At 58.5% G+C, this 16,632-nt stretch carries 11 protein-coding genes and 4 pseudogenes; 4 read left to right on the top strand and 11 right to left on the bottom strand.

The annotated features are described in order from the left end of the window. Positions 1-6: 6 nt before the first annotated feature. The 8 genes and pseudogenes from NKJ37_RS30510 to NKJ37_RS30475 all read right to left on the bottom strand — a co-directional run. Positions 7-1,440: an NAD-dependent succinate-semialdehyde dehydrogenase gene (locus NKJ37_RS30510; RefSeq protein WP_352776278.1), complete on the bottom strand. Its 1,434-nt coding sequence runs from the start codon at positions 1,438-1,440 to the stop codon at positions 7-9. 202 nt (positions 1,441-1,642) lie between these two features. Beyond that, complete coding sequence (locus NKJ37_RS30505) at positions 1,643-2,569, bottom strand: LysR family transcriptional regulator (protein WP_352776301.1); 927 nt, start codon at positions 2,567-2,569, stop codon at positions 1,643-1,645. 130 nt (positions 2,570-2,699) lie between these two features. Then, on the bottom strand, positions 2,700-3,542 hold the full coding sequence (locus NKJ37_RS30500) for an HpcH/HpaI aldolase/citrate lyase family protein (protein WP_352776276.1): 843 nt from the start codon (positions 3,540-3,542) through the stop codon (positions 2,700-2,702). A gap of 193 nt (positions 3,543-3,735) precedes the next feature. Then, positions 3,736-4,887, bottom strand: coding sequence for a CaiB/BaiF CoA transferase family protein (locus tag NKJ37_RS30495; RefSeq protein ID WP_352776300.1), 1,152 nt, complete (start codon positions 4,885-4,887; stop codon positions 3,736-3,738). A gap of 16 nt (positions 4,888-4,903) precedes the next feature. Next, positions 4,904-6,157 (bottom strand): methylaspartate ammonia-lyase, encoded by a 1,254-nt coding sequence (locus NKJ37_RS30490; RefSeq protein ID WP_352776275.1) that lies wholly within the window; start codon positions 6,155-6,157, stop codon positions 4,904-4,906. Positions 6,158-6,501: 344 nt separating this feature from the next. Continuing rightward, on the bottom strand, positions 6,502-7,884 hold the full coding sequence (locus NKJ37_RS30485; RefSeq protein WP_352776299.1) for a CapA family protein: 1,383 nt from the start codon (positions 7,882-7,884) through the stop codon (positions 6,502-6,504). Positions 7,885-8,043: 159 nt separating this feature from the next. Continuing rightward, positions 8,044-8,823 carry a serine hydrolase gene (locus NKJ37_RS30480; protein WP_352776297.1) on the bottom strand — a complete coding sequence of 260 codons (780 nt, stop codon included), beginning with the start codon at positions 8,821-8,823 and terminating at the stop codon, positions 8,044-8,046. A gap of 541 nt (positions 8,824-9,364) precedes the next feature. Continuing rightward, positions 9,365-10,029: pseudogene (locus NKJ37_RS30475) on the bottom strand (transposase); the annotation flags it as partial. 101 nt (positions 10,030-10,130) lie between these two features. Between NKJ37_RS30475 and NKJ37_RS30470 the strand changes: the two are divergent. After that, a pseudogene (locus NKJ37_RS30470) lies at positions 10,131-11,247 on the top strand (IS110 family RNA-guided transposase). Positions 11,248-11,543: 296 nt separating this feature from the next. Here the strand turns inward: NKJ37_RS30470 and NKJ37_RS30465 are convergent. Continuing rightward, positions 11,544-11,696, bottom strand: a pseudogene (locus NKJ37_RS30465) (IS630 family transposase); the annotation flags it as partial. Positions 11,697-11,750: 54 nt separating this feature from the next. Next, the gene (locus NKJ37_RS30460; RefSeq protein ID WP_352776274.1) at positions 11,751-12,365 is read right to left on the bottom strand and encodes a GNAT family N-acetyltransferase; all 615 of its coding nucleotides are present in this window, start codon (positions 12,363-12,365) and stop codon (positions 11,751-11,753) included. 484 nt (positions 12,366-12,849) lie between these two features. Between NKJ37_RS30460 and NKJ37_RS30455 the strand changes: the two are divergent. The 3 genes and pseudogenes from NKJ37_RS30455 to NKJ37_RS30445 all read left to right on the top strand — a co-directional run. Then, positions 12,850-13,269 (top strand): annotated as a pseudogene (locus NKJ37_RS30455) (transposase); the annotation flags it as partial. 267 nt (positions 13,270-13,536) lie between these two features. Next, complete coding sequence (locus tag NKJ37_RS30450; protein ID WP_502902034.1) at positions 13,537-13,740, top strand: transposase; 204 nt, start codon at positions 13,537-13,539, stop codon at positions 13,738-13,740. Between the two features lie 137 nt (positions 13,741-13,877). Continuing rightward, a complete protein-coding gene (locus NKJ37_RS30445) occupies positions 13,878-15,059 on the top strand; it encodes a M20 family metallopeptidase (protein WP_352776273.1) in 1,182 nt (393 codons plus the stop codon). Positions 15,060-15,500: 441 nt separating this feature from the next. Here the strand turns inward: NKJ37_RS30445 and NKJ37_RS30440 are convergent, their stop codons facing one another. Continuing rightward, positions 15,501-16,586: an IS110 family RNA-guided transposase gene (locus NKJ37_RS30440; RefSeq protein WP_352776295.1), complete on the bottom strand. Its 1,086-nt coding sequence runs from the start codon at positions 16,584-16,586 to the stop codon at positions 15,501-15,503. Between the last annotated feature and the right edge of the window lie 46 nt (positions 16,587-16,632).

Raw genomic sequence — 16,632 nt, 5'->3', positions numbered from 1 at the left:
GAAATCTCATCCGAATGAACCGAACCCGTTGACCAGTTTCAGGCTCTGGAAGCTCCGCACCCCCTGCTCGCCTCCTTCATATCCATACCCGCTCTGTTTAACGCCTCCATACGGCGCATCTGCTGAAACCCCTTTAAGATAATTCACACTAAGTGCGCCGGCCGAAAGACCGCCGATCAGCGCCCGTTTTGAATCGTCAGCACCGGTGAAGAAGTAGGCGGCCAAGCCATAGTCAGTGGCGTTGGCTTCTTCGATCGCCTCCTCGATCGTGTCGAAAGGTGCCACGGTGAGTATCGGCCCGAACGGCTCGTCATGAAGCACTCTGGCGTCCTTTGGCACGCCTGTCAGGATCGTTGGCGGCCAGTAAAAACCCGGTTGGTCGAGGCGGGTGCCACCGGTTTCGACGGTGGCGCCGCGATCGACCGCATCCATGACCAGACGCTGCATGGCCTCGATTCGTCGCGCGTTTGCCATTGGGCCCATCTCCGTCGCCGGGTCGTCCGGCGGGCCGATCTTGATCTTGCGGGCAGCTTCCGTCATCCGGGACAGAAATTCCTCATAGAGAGGCCGCGCGACGAGAATCCTGCTGGGCGCATTACAGCTTTGGCCCGCGCACTCGAACTTGTATTCCGAAATTGCCGGTATGGCTTTTGCGAGGTCGGCATCCTCGCATACAACGACCGGGGAGTGCCCACCGAGTTCAAGAATGCACCGCTGCAAGTTGTTCGCGGCGAGCTTGGCGAGCTGTTTTCCAACCTCGGTAGAGCCCGTGAAAGTTAGAACCTTGACGATCGGCGAGCTGAGTAAGTGCCGGGATATTTGCACCGGAACGCCAAAGACGAGATTGACCACGCCGTCCGGGATACCCGCTTGTCGCAAGGCTTCGACGAAATGGACAGACGCGCTTGGTGTCTCTTCAGCCCCTTTTAGGATCACCGGGCAGCCTGCCGCCAAAGCAGGGGCGAGCTTGCGGGCGATTAGAACGGCCGGGTAGTTCCAAGGCGTAAAGGCAGCAACGACGCCAAGGGGCTCCGGGACGATCATCCGGTTCGGGCCCATCGGAATAGGGGCCGACAGCTCTTCGGCGTGGGTGCCGTTCCACTCCAGTGTTTCGACAGCACGCGCATATTCACTTGTCGCTTCGGCAATTGTCTTTCCCTGTTCGGCCGACAGGTCCCTGGCTGCCGCCCCAAGCTTCGCTGCCAAGATCCTGGCAGCTGCTACCAGGATCTCGCCACGATCTTTTGCAGGCCGCGCGGACCAAGCCTTGCGGCTCCGCTCTGCCGAAGCAAGGGCCTCATCCAGGTCCGGCGCTGAAGCCGCGGCCACCGAGCCAAATACCTTCTCTGTCGCCGGGTTGATCACCGGCAGAGCAGTTCCGTCACTTCCGGCTCGCCACCTGCCATTAATGAAAAGCTGATAGCTCGTGGCGTTGGACATCGCATGCTCCGCTTGACTGAATTCCTGCCAGTGCGAGGCCAGCCGATATCCGGACCGACGCTCGCTTCTCTGCAGTTTCACGCGATCGTCACGCCCGGTCAAATATGGAATATCGACCAAAACCATCTCGAATACAGATTGATACGGCTCAGGCAGTCGCGGAGGAAGCAATAGCACCTGGAACTTGGTTTGAAGAATTTGCCTACGCCCGGTCCGGAGCCGTGGCCGACCAGTCCCTGCTCTCGATCAACGTCCTGACGACCTTCGGGATCAGCTTGCGGACCGCAGAAACGGCTGGAGAGCGCTCATCCTTCGGGTTGACGGCGAGCACAACGGAACGGGTAATCACCGGATCGACGATCTTGACCGCACGGACTTGGTCTTGAGACGCCTCTTTCTGAATGGCGGACGGGGTAAGGATCGAATATGCCTTTCGCTCCATGACCATATTGATGATCGTAGAAAGGGAGTCGACCTCGAATCTGACGTCCAAAACACAACCGTGTTGGGCAACGACATCAGCCACCGAACGCCTGACATTGTTGTTGCGCATGGGAACCGCAAGCGGAAATGCGTGAAGGTCGGCCAGCGGTATCGAATCTTCGACAGGCGGTTGACCAGGCGGCACCACCAGGCAAAACTCTTCGCGGGCCAGTACCGTCATTGGCCCCACGCTCTCGGCAGTCCGGTACAGGACGGCCAGATTGAGACGGCCAGCAGCCATCCACTCCTCCAGCGGTCCCGTCATGCCCTCGATCATCTTGAGCGAGATCCTCGGCAATTCGCTTCTTACCGATTCAAGCAGCGGACCGCTAAGGACGCGAGCGGCTCCGGACGGAATGCCAATGGTCACCTCTCCGGAAGGAGCAGCCACCGAGTTGGTAAGTTCCTCCTCAGTGAGCTGAATTTCCTTCAGGATGATCCGGGCCCGCTCAAGCAGCTTGTCTCCCGACGCCGTGACGCTGATACCGGTCCTATCGCGAACCAGCAGTTGGGTGCCGAATCCTTCCTCCAGTTGACGCACATGCAGGCTTAGAGCGCTTTGAGCAACGTTGAGGGTCGCAGCCGCCTTTGTGAAACTTCCGGCTTCGACGACGCCGACAAAGTATCTTAACTGCCTGATGTCCACGACGATCGAATCCAAGCGGGGCAGAGTCCCCAGTGCTTTCATATCTATCTCGAAACGAGATGGCAGGCAAGACAAACCGTCGGCCATCTCTCGAAACCCAGCGCCTGTCCGGCCCCTGATTAAATGCAGGTCAGTTATTGCTGGGGAGAGCCAGGATCTCGTGGGCACGCCGAACTACTGGCGGATCAATCATCTTACCATTCAACGAGAATGCAGATAGTCCACGCGTGGCGGCATCGTTTTCCGCAGCGACGACGCGACGGGCCCACTCGAGTTCCTCTGCGCTTGGCGAGAAAGCCTCATTGAATATGGCTACCTGTGTCGGATGGATCGCCAAAGCTCCGGCAAAGCCAAGCCGGCGCGCATGCGTCGCGGCTTCACGAAGTTTATGAGTGTCCGAGAACTCGCCGATGCTTCCTATGAAGCCAAGCGGGAGCAACCCGGCCGCGCGGGCGGCGAAAAGAACAGAGAGGTTCGGCGCCAACAGAAGGTCGAATTCCGGGGCGCCGCCAACAGCGGCACTGAAGTCTTCAGGACCAAGCGCCATTGCGACCATCCTTGGATGCGCCGACGCAATGGCCGCGAGCCTCTGCAAGGCGCCCGGGGTCTCGATCTGGGCAAGGAACCGGATGCGTCCCAGCGGAAGATTTCTCTCCTGTTCAAGTTCCGATACCGCGTTAGCAACCTCCATCACCCACTCGCCCGACTCCACCTTGGGAAGGACGAGCGCATCGGCGCCTGCAACTACCGCCGCATCGAGATCTGCGGCCAGCGCGCGTAAGCCCCGGTTGACCCGGACCAGCACTGCTGAACCCTTGCGGCCCACCTTTGCCACGGATGCAGAAAGTTGCCGCCGTGCCTCAAGCTTCCGGTCTTGCGGGACCGAGTCTTCGAGGTCGAGTATGACGCCATCTGCGCCGCGGTCATGAGCCGTCTCCACAAAGCGCGGAACGTGAGCGGGAACGAAGAGCAAGGATCTCCAGCGGGGTACAGACATCGCGCTTTCAACGGCCGGAACGGTGTCCCTGATCATAGAGTCGCCTCAGCTGTCGAGTATAGCAGGGGCGCTTGCAGCGAGCTTGCTGGGCGGCCGGCGTGCAGAGATGATCCGAGGTATACAGGCTCTTTGGAAATCGCGAGCGCCCTCACCTTACCGAGACGCCCGCTCACGCTGACCCTGCCCTTTCGCGCAAACGCGCTAAAACCTCCTCGCGGACAGTCTCCGTATGGGAGCCAAGAGCCGGAACTGGGCGAAGAAAGGGGCGCTCAGAGTTGAAGATCGCCGCAGGCGCTATTGTCTCGATAGTTCCTTCGGGGGTGCCGACCTCGACCCTGCGAAGGTGGGGATGCTTTGAAATATCCGCCACTTCGTTCAGTCGGCCATATGCCAAACCCGCCGCCTCAAGCTCCTGCATTGCTTCCTGGCAGGACAGTTCGGAAAACCGCTGTTCTATGATCTCATCAAGTTGCGCACGGTGACCGAGGCGCTCCATGTTGTCGGCAAAACCAGCTGCGCGTGTGAGTTCGGGCCGCTTCAGGAATTTCTCGCAAAAATTTACCCATTCACGGTCGTTTTGAACCGAAAAGATGACGTCTTTGCCATCGGCGCAACGGTAGGCGCCATACGGCGCCAGCGATGGGTGTTTCACGCCCGCGCGCACCGTGTGATAGCTACTATAGTCGTGTTGCAGAACCGGTACATTCATCCAGTCGGCGACGGCATCGAACAGTGACACCTGAATGCTGGCCCCCTCGCCGGTGACCTCGCGGTGATACAGCGCCTGAAGAATGGCGCTATGCGCCGTCATGCCCGCCGATATGTCGCAAACCGACACCCCTACACGGGCGGGCCCCTGTTGGGTACCGGTGATCGCGCACAGACCTGTTTCAGCCTGGACGATGAGATCATAAGCCTTCAAATGGGAATACGGCCCTTTCTCCCCGAAACCAGAGATGTCGCAGGTGATCAGCCGCGGAAAGCGTCGACGGAGATCAGCAGACCCGAAACCCAGTTTTTCGATGCTGCCCGGCTTCAGGTTCTGCATGAAGACGTCAGCAACGGCGATGAGCGATTCCAGGACGGCGCGGTCCGCCTCCGACCTCAAGTCCAAGCAAACTGACTCCTTACCGCGGTTGAGCCAGACGAAGTAGGCGCTCTGTCCCCGCACCAGTTTGTCGTAGTTTCGGGCAAAGTCCCCTTCGGGCCTTTCGACCTTGATCACTCGGGCGCCTGCGTCCGCAAGGCGAGACGATGCGTAAGGCGCGGCTACGGCCTGTTCCACGGCAACGACGGTGATCCCCTCAAGGCAGTTCTGCATGGCGACACCGCGCTTTTCATCCAACATTTTCGTTTTGAGCCCGACGACGGTTCAGCGTCGCCAGCAACCGGTTTTGTTCGTTCCCAACAATTGAGAATGCCTCGTCGACTCCCATTCCGGGCTTTGCGAGCATCATGTCGGCCTGGGTTGCCACCGATATGTGGACCGAAGCACGGGCGGAGAGATCTGTCTCGGTACAGCTTCCCCCGACGTACGCTCCCACCTTGTTAGCCTTGCAGAGGAGAACGGCACGCGCCGTGTCGGCGATTGAGCCGACATCGGGGGTCTTGATTTGGACGAGATGGGCGGCCTTCGCTTCGGCAAAGAGCCGAATATCCATAAGCGTATTGCATCTCTCATCCACGACAATGCGAGCGCTGGAACCCCGATCATCCAAAATCGATACGATCCGGGCGTAGTTATCAATTTGGGCTTGTGTGGAACCAAAATCCGCCGGGCATTCGATGTTAAGCGTGAAACCCGGAACGCTCTCGGCAACCTTGCAGATAAAGTCGGCGATCCGTTGCGGCTCCAAGCCGATTTCCAGGCCGATCCAGCCATACACATCGAAATGCAGCACCGGATAATATCCCGGGTGGCCGATTTCGCGCGTGCGCGCTGCAACCCACTTCACAAACTCCATGAAGGTCTGGCCGCTGACGCCGAATTTCTGCCGTGAGTTGATCAGGCCATGGGGAAGCACATCCACGGCCTTCAGAATCATCTTGTCGACGTTAATTTCCCGAGCATCACCGCTCTGACAGTAGATCGGGACCCTACGCGTTGGCAGCGGTAGGTTAAATTCACTGCATACGATTTCCGCCATCGTCGCACGGTGAAGATGGGCCGCTGCGCGTAGGAGCGCCTGGCTGACCCCATACTCAATCGCGAGAGGTAACCGCTTGTGTTCGAAAGGCTCGAAAACCTTCGCGCAGGCATCAAGGTAACGAGACGCATCGACATCGAGAAGCCGGGGCACCAAAACCCGCGACGTCAACTCCGAGATTTGATTCGTGTCGAACAGCGGATCGCGTCCGCCAGCACCGGAGTACTGGACGTTCATCATGTCGCCCCAAACAACGGTGTCGTCGGTAAGGACAAGTCCAACGCTGAGCGAGGATGCTGGAATGCGAATCGACTTGAACCCAGGCGTTGTCGGTGCGCCAACATAAATGAAGCCGTCCTGGATTGCGCCGGACCTAATGGCTTCCTGATCGTCATAGAAAAATGCGCCGTTACCAGGCGCGAGAAAGATGTCTTTGATCTCCATTTCACTTTGCTCGATTTTTCGGACGGTGTTGACGGGCGGTGCAGTTCAGTTTGGCTACCTCCCAAGTGTGCGCCGCTTGGCGTTGAGTTCACCAATATAATGTTGTGGATGGTGCCATCGCGTTTTTAGATGGCCGTATCTGCCGAAGGAAACTGCCGTCGCCCTACCACCTCTATGTGGAGACCAGTCTGAACAGGGCTGTTCGAGTTGAAACGAAGCACGGGGGCTCTCGGTGAGACGTGACGAGATACGCCGCGATCGCGCTTTCATCTCGCCTTTCGCTACTCGATCTTTTCCACGAAAGGAAGGCTACAGGCGCCGGATGGCCCGCTTCCGTTCGGGGCTCATGCGTTCAATCTGATCACTCCAACGTCGTTCTCGATGGCGATCTCGGTCCCAAATGGTTTCGAGAGCTTCTGTAGGCGTTCCAGAATGGCTTTGGCTTGGGGCGTGGGGGCGAGTTGCGGGACGCCCCGGTTGGCAAACCGCTTCGAAAAACCGAGCTCGATCGGATACAACCGCAATTCGGCAAGCTGGTTCTGTTCGAAGCAGCTGACGGTGATAATGCTCTCGTAGAAGACCGGGGCGGCGAGCGCACCTACAAATCCTTCTGCCGTCGGGTATCCTTTTGTCTCTTCATCGACTGTAACCTCGGCATCCGTGTCGACCCGTGGGTCTTTTCCGTAAGCTTCGAACATGTCAGCCCCCGCGGGCGTTCGGAGGTCGTCGTAGAAGAAATTCCCCAAGCTATAAAATAGCGGCCGCCCCTTGTAGATCTCAATGCCGCGCAACAGATGCGGTCCGTGTCCGACATATGCATCGGCCCCGGCATCGATCATCTTACGCGCAAAGGATTGTTCGTAGTCCGGGGGTTCCTGGCTCCAGTTCCCGGGCTCGTGGCCATGATTCGCGACGATGCACAAGTCGGAGAATTGCTTGCCCCGGCGAACGTTTCGCAAAATGTGAGTGACATCGCGCGCGTTGGGTTCGTAGCTGTAACCGACGTTTTCGCCTGCCCTGTATTTCGTTCCGGCGAGCACGACCATTGTGGGATCTGCATGGCCAAGCTCGCAGTCGGGCAACGCATCACGTATCCGCCTCACGCTATCTAGCATCTCTGGCGGGACCACGACGCTTTGCGTCAAACGAAGGGCATTGAGCCCTGGTCTGCCGGGAGCCTCGCCGGCGGGATCGCACGCTCGAGACATTGGCGCAAACGATGTAGCAAAAGATACCAATGCCACGCGACCGCGTGCGGTTTCCAAAAAGCGAGCGGCGCCGGCTTGTGCGAGATTCTCGCCCGCACCTGCATGGACGATACCGCTCTCATCGAGCGCCCGGCTCGTCTCGCGCATGCCTTCAAGACCCCAATCAAGGGTATGGTTGTTCGCGCGCCCGACCATATTGAACCCCATCGCCTTCAAATCAGGTCCGAGTTCCGGTAGGCTGATGTGATACGCACCGCCGTGCTCAGCCTCCGGACTTCCCTTAAACGATCGGATATCGAAGATCAGGGTTTCCATGTTGCCGAACGTGACGTCGGCATCACGAAGAATCTCGACGATAGCGCCAAAGTCTGGATGGTGGCCTTTTGTCAGCGCTCGCGACACGATGAGATCGCCAACTGCTACCATCGTAAAGCCGTCCGCAACGTTCGTTGCAATTGAACCAACCGTATCATAGGTGGCACCCAGCTGGGCCGGGTACTCGTCTAAATGTTTTTCCATAGTTTCCTCAATCGGTTGACTGTCTATAAGCAAAACCCATTCGCCTTTGTCCGTTCTTGCCGGTGTCGTACTTGGCATGAAGCTCTGGATCACGAGCCCAATCCGCTGGCTCAATCGGATCGCCGCGCGTCATGCGATTGAGGTTGGTGCACGCGCAGGCTACGCGCGCAGCATCCGCCCTAGAGCTGACATCTGCGGCATAGTGATTACGTCGCTGGCGTCGGCCGACGCCACTGGATGCGACGCGAAGCGCGAGACCACCATCTCCGCCTCGGCGCGATATAGAGGCGCTGGCCGTGGATGCCCCGAGCTTCGATGGCGCCCAGTTCGTTGTGCGTCACCCACCCACTGGCCGCGATACGAGTAACTGGAGGGGAGCTTGGCGGGGTGGTCGCCCCTTTGCACGTCCTGCACGACGGACGCGGGAATGAGTTGTTTACCATTCCACACGCCTTCGCACCGCATCAACTCACCGAAGCGAGCGACGTCGCGCAGGCACGCGCTCAGGCCACCGCCCGCCATTGGCATGCCGGCGCGATCGAGGATAACATACGCGTCCTCTTCGCAACCAAGCGGTGCCCACAGGCGCTCCTGTAACAGCTGCGCGAACGAGTGGCCCGTGACGCGCGCTATCACCCAGGTCATTACGTCCGTGTTGAAGGTTTCGCCGTGCGCGCCTTCCTTACGCACCGTCCGCAGATAATCGCACATGGTCTGCGGCCCGTCATAACCGGCGAACCGCGGCCGAAAGCCGCAGGCGCGCGAATATACCCACAAGTCTGAGAAGCATGGTTGAGGGTTTCGGTAGCCGTCGTAACGACCGGGTCGAACACACTGAGGTTCCCCATTACCAAACCGGACCGTCCGCTCGTCGGTTGGCGCGGTCTGTGCTCGCAGGACAGGAGGTATCAATAAAACCGCTCCGGCGGCCAAACCCATCTTGATAATTTTGCTTCGAGAGATTGACATGCTTCAGTTCCCCTTTCTAGTTTCTGGCGCACACGTTTTCGCGCCTATCTGCTGGATGGAGCGGTTTCTGCAGTTCGACCTAGTCGATTGGATTCTCGTCGGGCGCCTGCCGTGACGTTGATCCCGGCCTCGACGCGGAACGGCATCACATTAGCTTCAGTGTTCACCCTTCCACCGTCACCACAGTCGATCAACGTTCGCATCTTGTCCCAGGATCACGAAGCCCGGCGGCTAGGATGACCGTCCCCCGACGGTAACTCGCCAACATTGATGCGCCTGCGGTTTACCAAATAAGCGCCTTCTCCGCTTTGCGGTTGTTTTGCTATTTGTTTCAATTGCCGAAGGGCTTGCGTCAAATTCAGTGTGTGTATTGGGGTCATCTGGTTTTTAGATAGACGTAGCCGGTAAGGCCGAAATTTCACCCGAAGTAACGCCCGGTCTGCAATCTGCGCCGGCAGCTTGCAGGACCCAGATCCGCCACCCTAGGGCGGGGCGTGCCTTGGTCCGACGGGCTGAGCATAGCATCCCGCTCAGTCTCCACGGACTTGATCTGCTGAAGCGTGAGTTCGGGTTGATCAAGTTCGCGTCAATCTGTGCCTCCAGATGCTCAGGTAGCGGACGACCATCACCGGTCCTGAGTTCCTCAAGCCGCTTCCCTCTTTTGCGCACAAGGGGCTCATAGTCAGAGATGCCTTGGGCGAAGAGCATCCCCTTGATCTGATTGACGTGCTCGACCCGACGCTGTCAACGTCTTGCGCTCGCGGCAGATTCGGCGGCGATCTTCCTCTTGTGGGTCGGTGCTCGAATCATGGCGCACCCGCGGCTCGCCTCGCTTGTGCGCCAGCAACACGCGCACGTGAGCTTCCCCGTCGATCCCCGTCGATCTTGTCAGTCTTCGCCCGTCGGCGCCGGCGCGACTTCGCGATTGAAGCGGGGGCAACGACGTGGCTTTCGACCCGGTTCGTCCTGCAGCAAGCGGTGGATCCGAAAGCCGTCGATGCCCGCCTCTTGAATCACGATGATTGGAACGACCTGCCCCGTGCGGACCTGCACCTTGTCCTTGAGCTGAGAGAACCGAGCCCATAGTCCAGCGACGTCGCCGCTGCGACCAGTATGCTTCGACATCGTTTCGCCGCCTAGCGACACTGATGTAATCAGCCAGGTCGATCGACTAAGACCGTATGTTCTCGGGGTGAAGGCGGCTCACCCTCGCCGTAAGCTGAGATCGGGGGTTGCTTCGGGCCGAAGCCGGGCCCCAAGCTTAGCGAGGATGAACCATGGATCAGCATAGCAGACTTGTCCTCGGTCTGGACGTCTCGAAACTGAAGATTTCTGTGGCCGTCGCGGATGGCGAACGGGTGGTGAGGTAAGATTTTTCGGCGACATACCCTCAGATCCGGCCTCGGTGTCATCCATCGTGCAAAAGCTGGCCAAACGAGGAACAAAGCTCCACTTCTGTTACGAGGCAGGGCCTACAGGTTACGAACTCTACCGTCAGCTCACCGAGATGGGCCATGATTGTGTGGTGGTGGCACCGGCACTAATTCCCAAGCGTCCCGGAGATCGAGTAAAGACCAACCGGCGCGATGCGGTCAGCTTGGCACGGTTACATCGTGCGGGTGAGCTGACGGCGGTTTGGGTGCCGGACCGCGGGCATGAGGCTATGCGCGATCTCGTGCGGGCCCGTGAAGCAGCACAGGAGGCTCAAAAGCGGGCGCGTCAGCAGCTTCAGTCGTCCTCCTTCGACATGGCCGCATCTATTCGGGCCGCTCATCCTGGTCGCTGGCGCATATGCGGTGGATATCGACTCTGAAGTTCGAGCATCCGGCGCACTTCATCGTGCTCAAGGAATACTGCCAGGCGATCGAGGATGCCGAGGTGCGCTTAAAGCGTCTGACCGATCTGATCTCGGAGACTGTCAAATCCTGGACGATGGCTCCTGTTGTCGAAGCCTATCAAGGCGTTGCGAGGCGTATCGTTGATTGCACCGTCGTCTTTGTTGCCGAAATTGGCGACATCCGCAGCTTTGAAAACCCCCGCCAACTGATGGCCTTTCTTGGCCTCGTTCCGTCAGAGAGCTCGACAGGTGAACATGTCAAACGCGGCGGGATCACTAAGGCCGGGAACTGTCGGGCCCGTCGCATGCTGGTCGAAGGCGCATGGGCTTACCGCTTCCCTGCGCGGGTAAGTCGAACCAAGCAAGCGCAGTTGGAAGGCCTACCGAGAACCGTTCGCGAAATAGCGTGGAAAGGTCAGCTCCGCCTCTGCTCTCGCTACCGAAAAATGATCCTCGCGGGGAAGCACAAGGCCATCGCGATCACCGCGATCGCTAGAGAAATGGGGGCCTTCCTGTGGGCTATTGGCCAGGAAGTGCAACCAGCTCATCAAGCTTAACTTAGCGCCGCTCGCATTTGGCGACCAATTAGAAAGAGGAAACAAGATCGATCATCTGCTGATGCGCTCAATGTTGGAGGCAGGGCCCCGGTGGGGGAATCTTCGATCGAACTGAGTGGCCGACGACGTCGATGCCCGTGCTAAGATAGAAGCAGCCCCAGGCGTACACACGGAAATGCGGTATCCAACCCGCGTATAAGAGTTTGCAAACCGTCGTCTTTAGGTCCCGGTCTCCTGTATAGCGCGGCGATCTGGGAGCGACCTCTCATCCTGATCGCCGCGCCGCACGGTGGCCCCCGGCGCCATTTGTAGCACTTGCCAATAACGAAGCCGGCGACGTCGAGCGCAGCAAACAGCGAGGTCTTGCCGTGCCGGACATAGCTATGTGTCCGGCGCTCGGGGATGCCCGGTATCATCGGCAGCACGGACTGCTCACGGTCGAGCGACTGCGCCAAGTTCATCGAGAGGTAAGCAGCCCCGATGAATGCGGTTTGGTCGCAGGACTACTGATTTCGGATACTTTCTGGATCTTCGTAATCGAAAAAAAGAAAGTTGTCAGATTTAACTGCCGTCACTGGGGAAATTTCTAAACGTCTCCTGATGCTATTCTTGTAAATTATGTCTCCTACATAAACAAAACCGATCTTTAGATTCTTTAACAGCGAACGAGTGTTCTTTTCGCGAACGAAGGAAGTCACTTTCCCGAGCTTTAAATGCTCGAAAGCAAATTGGACCACTGCCCTGCCGGCCTCGACCGCGATCCCTTTTCCGGAGGCCGCAAGGTGGAGGCAGGTTATGATTTCCACGTTGTTCGGATCTGCGCACAAATAATTCGGATCTTCGGACAGATACGTGCCGATGCACATCAATCCACAATAGCCAGCGAATTTTCTGGCTTGGCCTTCATCTTTGACGAACACCATCCATAAGCCGAAACGATGGTGCTGCCAATGATTGATGAACTGAAGCAGTGCAGCTTTCGACTGCTCTATAGTGGAGTAGACTCCATCTCTAATCGCGTCTACGACAAAAGGATCGCAATGAAGTCCATGTAAAAGAAGCTCGTCGCTAACCGACGGCGGCCTTAGGATTAGGCGCGGCGTTTCTATAATGTGCATCAGAAGATTCCTTTTCTGAGCCGGCACTGACAATTGAGCAGGCCCACAACAAACGTGGACTATGATGTTCTAGATTGCGCGTTCCTTGGGTTAAAGTTCTAAGAAATCTTTGCAATCATCTTGTTTCCGGGATGCTGAAAATTCTTTAAACCGAGAGGCGGCCATTGCACGCTGATGATGTTGCTGAAGTCACCCAAGGAGGTTGCATGCCTTGCCTGGGCGCGAGAAGTTGAGAATGACATCCTTGGTGTAGGCCCGTAGGCTTGCAGAGGTTTTTCCGAGAGCTGACGAAGACGCGATTCAGCTCGCGCTCGCAGATCGCCAGCATGTTGGCGCGGTAGGTCGTCCACACGAACCGCCGAACATGCGCCACCTAATACCAGAACAATCGCATCGAGGAGGACAATCGGCGCATCAAGCGCCGGCTCGACCGATGCTGGCTTCAAATCCTTCGCTATAGCTCACTGGCAACACAGACTGAGCAACGCGTCGTTTGCAAACCATGCCGGGCATCGGACCGATGCGCGCGTTGGCCGTTGAGGCCTTGCACCGCCGATGAGAGCTTTCGACGTGGGCGAGACTTTGCGACTTGATTAGGTCTGGTTCCGCGACAGCACTCGTCCAGGGGCAAGGAGCGGCTTGGACGTGTCTCGAAAGCCGGACAGGCCGACATTCGCAGGTTCCTGATCATCGGTGCCATGTCAAGATTGAACTGCCTCCGGCGCAAGACGAAAACCGAGGGTTCTGGCTAGCTCGGATGTTGGCTAGAAAGCCGAAGATGCTGTTGGCGATAGCTTTGGCAAGCGAAATGGCGCGAGCGATATGGGCCATGCTGACAAAGAGAGAGGACTATCGATATCCGGTGCAAACTGCTAACTTTGGAAGCCGCTGGCCGATACGGTGATCTGCGGATCAGGGCCAAATCTATTCAGCGAGCTGCATCGCTCCTAGCCCCTAACTTGTTTTCCTGACCCAGATCTGTTCGATCATTTAGCCCATGTAGGTCGTCGACGCGTTCTCACACCTCCTTCACCGGCGCTTTCCTACCGAGCGCTGCACCTCAACGGGTCAGAACTTGCATCAGGAGCGGCAAACACAGAAGCCTCTAAATTTGTAGCCTTACGACAGCGACGCCATTCGCGACGATCTGGAACGCGCCGCGGCCGATCCCGTGATCCCAACCAAATCGAACCGGAAGGTTCAGCGTCCGGTCGACAAGCTGACCTACGCCCTGCGCAACCGTATTGAGCGGTTCTTCAACCGCATCAAACATTCACGCCGCATCGCGACGCGATACGACAAGCTCGCGTCCAGCTTCCTCGGCTTCGCGCAGATTGCAACAATCAGACAATGGATCAAGTTTGTCCATACCTAGCGAGGTAGTTGGCTTTTGCTCGGCGTTTTGCAGGATCTCTGCGTGCGGTGCTAGCAAATCGACGTTTTTCGCTGCCTCATTATTGCTAGCGTTCGCATCAGACAAAGACATTCAATTGAAGTGGCCGCGAGCTCAAAATGAACGTTCTTACCAACAACTTACTCTCCGAAGTCGAGCGTGAAGTGGTGATCGAAATGCGTCACGCCATGCATCGCGAGCCGGAACTCTCGAACGAGGAGTGGAAGACGCAAAAGAGGATTATCGAAACACTAGAGAGCTTCGGTCTGGCCGAAGCGAAGACGTTCCACAAGACCGGCGTCTACATTGATATTCAGGGGCTTGCTGCCGGGCCAAATCGTTCGATCGCGCTGCGCGGGGACATTGATGCCCTGCCGATCCAGGAAAGCCGCGACGACCTATCATACAAGTCGCAGGTGCCTGGTGTGATGCACGCTTGCGGCCATGACATGCACGGGTCGATCGCCTTGGGCACGGCTCTTGCCTTTCACCGCATGCGAGAGAACTTTTCCGGTAGAGTGCGTGTGTTTTTTCAGCCTGCGGAAGAAGAGGAACCGGTCGGCGGTCGCACTGTTGTGAAAGAGAAGCTGCTCGACGGGTTTGATGCCGCAGTTGGGTTTCACGTTCGCACGGATATTCCCGCAGGATCCTACGGCGCACGGGCGGGCGCTGTGATGAATTCAGCCGACAAATTTGAGGTCGAGCTTATTGGCACCATGGCGCATGGTGCGAAGCCGAATGCTGGGGTGGATGCGATCGCAATCGCTGGCGCCTTTATCAATGAGGTCCAAAAGGTGGTGTCCCGGGAAATGCCGGTTGACGATCGCGCGGTCGTAACGATAGGCACTATTCACGGGGGCGAGGCGAGGAACATAATCTGCCCGTCGGTCGTCATGACAGGAACGATCCGAACAGCCAGTCCCGAGCGGCGGCGGCTGTTGGTGCGTCGCGTCCGCGAAATAGCCGAGGGTGTCGCCGCGATGCATCGGGGCAAAGCGGATTTCACGTCGCAAGCGGGCGACCCTCCCGTGGTCAACGATGCCGCGCTGGTTGAACGCTTCCGGCAGCTTGTCGTTCAGTCCGTGGGCGACGAAAAGTATGTTGAAGGAGCGGCGAGCTCCGGCAGCGATGACTTCGGCTTTTACTCCAGCTGCGTGCCTTCGATCTATTTCTGGTTTGGCAGTCGAGAGCCAGGCAACGAGTCCGGCATCCACACGCCCACCTTCGGGGCCTCCGACGAAATTCTGGTGCCGACAACAGAGCTGGCTATCCAATATTGTTGGGAACTCCTTCGTTCCTAGAAGCAGCTTTCCTACGCAAACGAGAGCAACACGCTTCAACCGTGGGCGCGCGGCCCATGAGCTTTTCTTCTGTTGCGTTTCCATACGAAAATAGCGTGCTATTTCAAGGTGCTCCCGCCCGCCGACCTATATGCTCACGCTGGGCAGCGTCACTAAGAGTCCTCTCTGATTGGGGTCGTTTAGGTCAAGCTACTCCTGCACGTTTTTCTGGACCGTTCCGTGGGTCACTCGCTTCTCTTCGCGGTCAGCGCTTGCGCCGCCGCATGATGGGGTCAGGAGAGCGAGGCGTCTCAATCTGTTTCACGACCTTGCCGCGCTTGGGCCGGCAGGTTCGGGACTCTCAATGAGATCGCCTCGCCCATCGTCCCAGGGAACGATCCGGGCATCGCCCTTTCGGGCGAAGGCTTTGTTCGTGTTGCTTGCTCCTCGATCTGTCTCAGTTCACGCGGCCAGGTGAGCAGGCTCCTTTCCAAAGCGGAACTCGGTCGCGTTGGCCCACATGCGATGCAGAATGACTGCCAGTTTGCGGGCCACCGCCACCCGCGCCCGCGCCATGCCCCGGCGCCTGGCGATGTTCATGCCCCATGCTCTGAGGCTCGACCACTTCTTCGATCGCACCAGCAGTGTGTGGGCCGCCTCATAAAGCGCGGTGCGTGCAAGTTCGTCGCCGCATCGGCTGACCTTTCCCTGGATGTCGGTTTCGCCGGACTGGTAGCGTGCCGGCGTCAGTCCCAGATGCGCCCCCACCGCCTGCGACGAGCCGAACCGCTCAGGCCGGTCGATCGTGGCGCGGAAGGCGAGCGCGGTGATCGGCCCGACGCCCGGCGCGCTCTTCAGCCGCCGGCAGACTTCTTCATTGCGGACGATGTCGAGAACCTGCTTCGTCAAGCGGGCGAACTCTCTGAACATGACACCGAGGATTGCAAGCAGCGGCTCGACCATCGCCATCACCTCGGCGTCAGCGCCCGTCAACTCACGCACGCGGCGGGCAAACGCGCTGCGCGACGGCAGGCCCAGCTTGACGCCGGCCTCGCGCGGGATCGCCCGCACCACGTTCTCGATCGAACGCATCTCGTTCAGCACCGTGCGGCGGGCAACCAGCAGCGAGCGCCAAAGCCGGCACTGCCGGCTCTTCACGTGCACCTGCCGATACCAGCCAGTGCGCATGATCTGCGCCAGCGCGCGGGCGTCATTGCGATCGGTCTTGTTGGGCATCGTCTTCATGGCCGCCTTGGCCTGCCGTGTCTCGATGCAGGTCGCCGGCAAGCCTTCGGCGTGCAGTCCATCGTGAAGCCAGGCCGGCAGCGGACAATGCTGGTGAACGCCTTGCGCGGCCACTTGGCGGAGTTGGGCATCATCACTCGTCAGGGTGCTACAGGGCTGAGCATGCTCGTCGCGTTGGTTGAGGACGAGGGGCACGACCTCAGTCCCCTGCTTGCCCGATCGGCCCTCTTTCTTTTGGTACAGCAATTGCGTGAGGTGCGCGATAAGGTCGGTGAGCTGGACCGACAGATTCACATCTGGCATCGTTCGCACGAGTTGAGCCGTCGCCTCGAAACGATCCCCGGCATCG

This window comes from Mesorhizobium sp. M0140 (genome assembly GCF_040322475.1).
Classification (GTDB): domain Bacteria; phylum Pseudomonadota; class Alphaproteobacteria; order Rhizobiales; family Rhizobiaceae; genus Mesorhizobium.
This window is presented reverse-complemented; position numbering and strand designations above follow the sequence as displayed.

What these genes read in the sequence shown, in the direction of transcription:
- NKJ37_RS30460 (WP_352776274.1), bottom strand. Translation starts at nt 12,365, where the DNA reads ATGCACATTATAGAAACGCCGCGCCTAATCCTAAGGCCGCCGTCGGTT.
- NKJ37_RS30480 (WP_352776297.1), bottom strand. Translation starts at nt 8,823, where the DNA reads ATGGGTTTGGCCGCCGGAGCGGTTTTATTGATACCTCCTGTCCTGCGA.
- NKJ37_RS30485 (WP_352776299.1), bottom strand. Translation starts at nt 7,884, where the DNA reads ATGGAAAAACATTTAGACGAGTACCCGGCCCAGCTGGGTGCCACCTAT.
- NKJ37_RS30495 (WP_352776300.1), bottom strand. Translation starts at nt 4,887, where the DNA reads ATGCAGAACTGCCTTGAGGGGATCACCGTCGTTGCCGTGGAACAGGCC.
- NKJ37_RS30490 (WP_352776275.1), bottom strand. Translation starts at nt 6,157, where the DNA reads ATGGAGATCAAAGACATCTTTCTCGCGCCTGGTAACGGCGCATTTTTC.
- NKJ37_RS30440 (WP_352776295.1), bottom strand. Translation starts at nt 16,586, where the DNA reads ATGCCAGATGTGAATCTGTCGGTCCAGCTCACCGACCTTATCGCGCAC.
- NKJ37_RS30510 (WP_352776278.1), bottom strand. Translation starts at nt 1,440, where the DNA reads ATGTCCAACGCCACGAGCTATCAGCTTTTCATTAATGGCAGGTGGCGA.
- NKJ37_RS30445 (WP_352776273.1), top strand. Translation starts at nt 13,878, where the DNA reads ATGAACGTTCTTACCAACAACTTACTCTCCGAAGTCGAGCGTGAAGTG.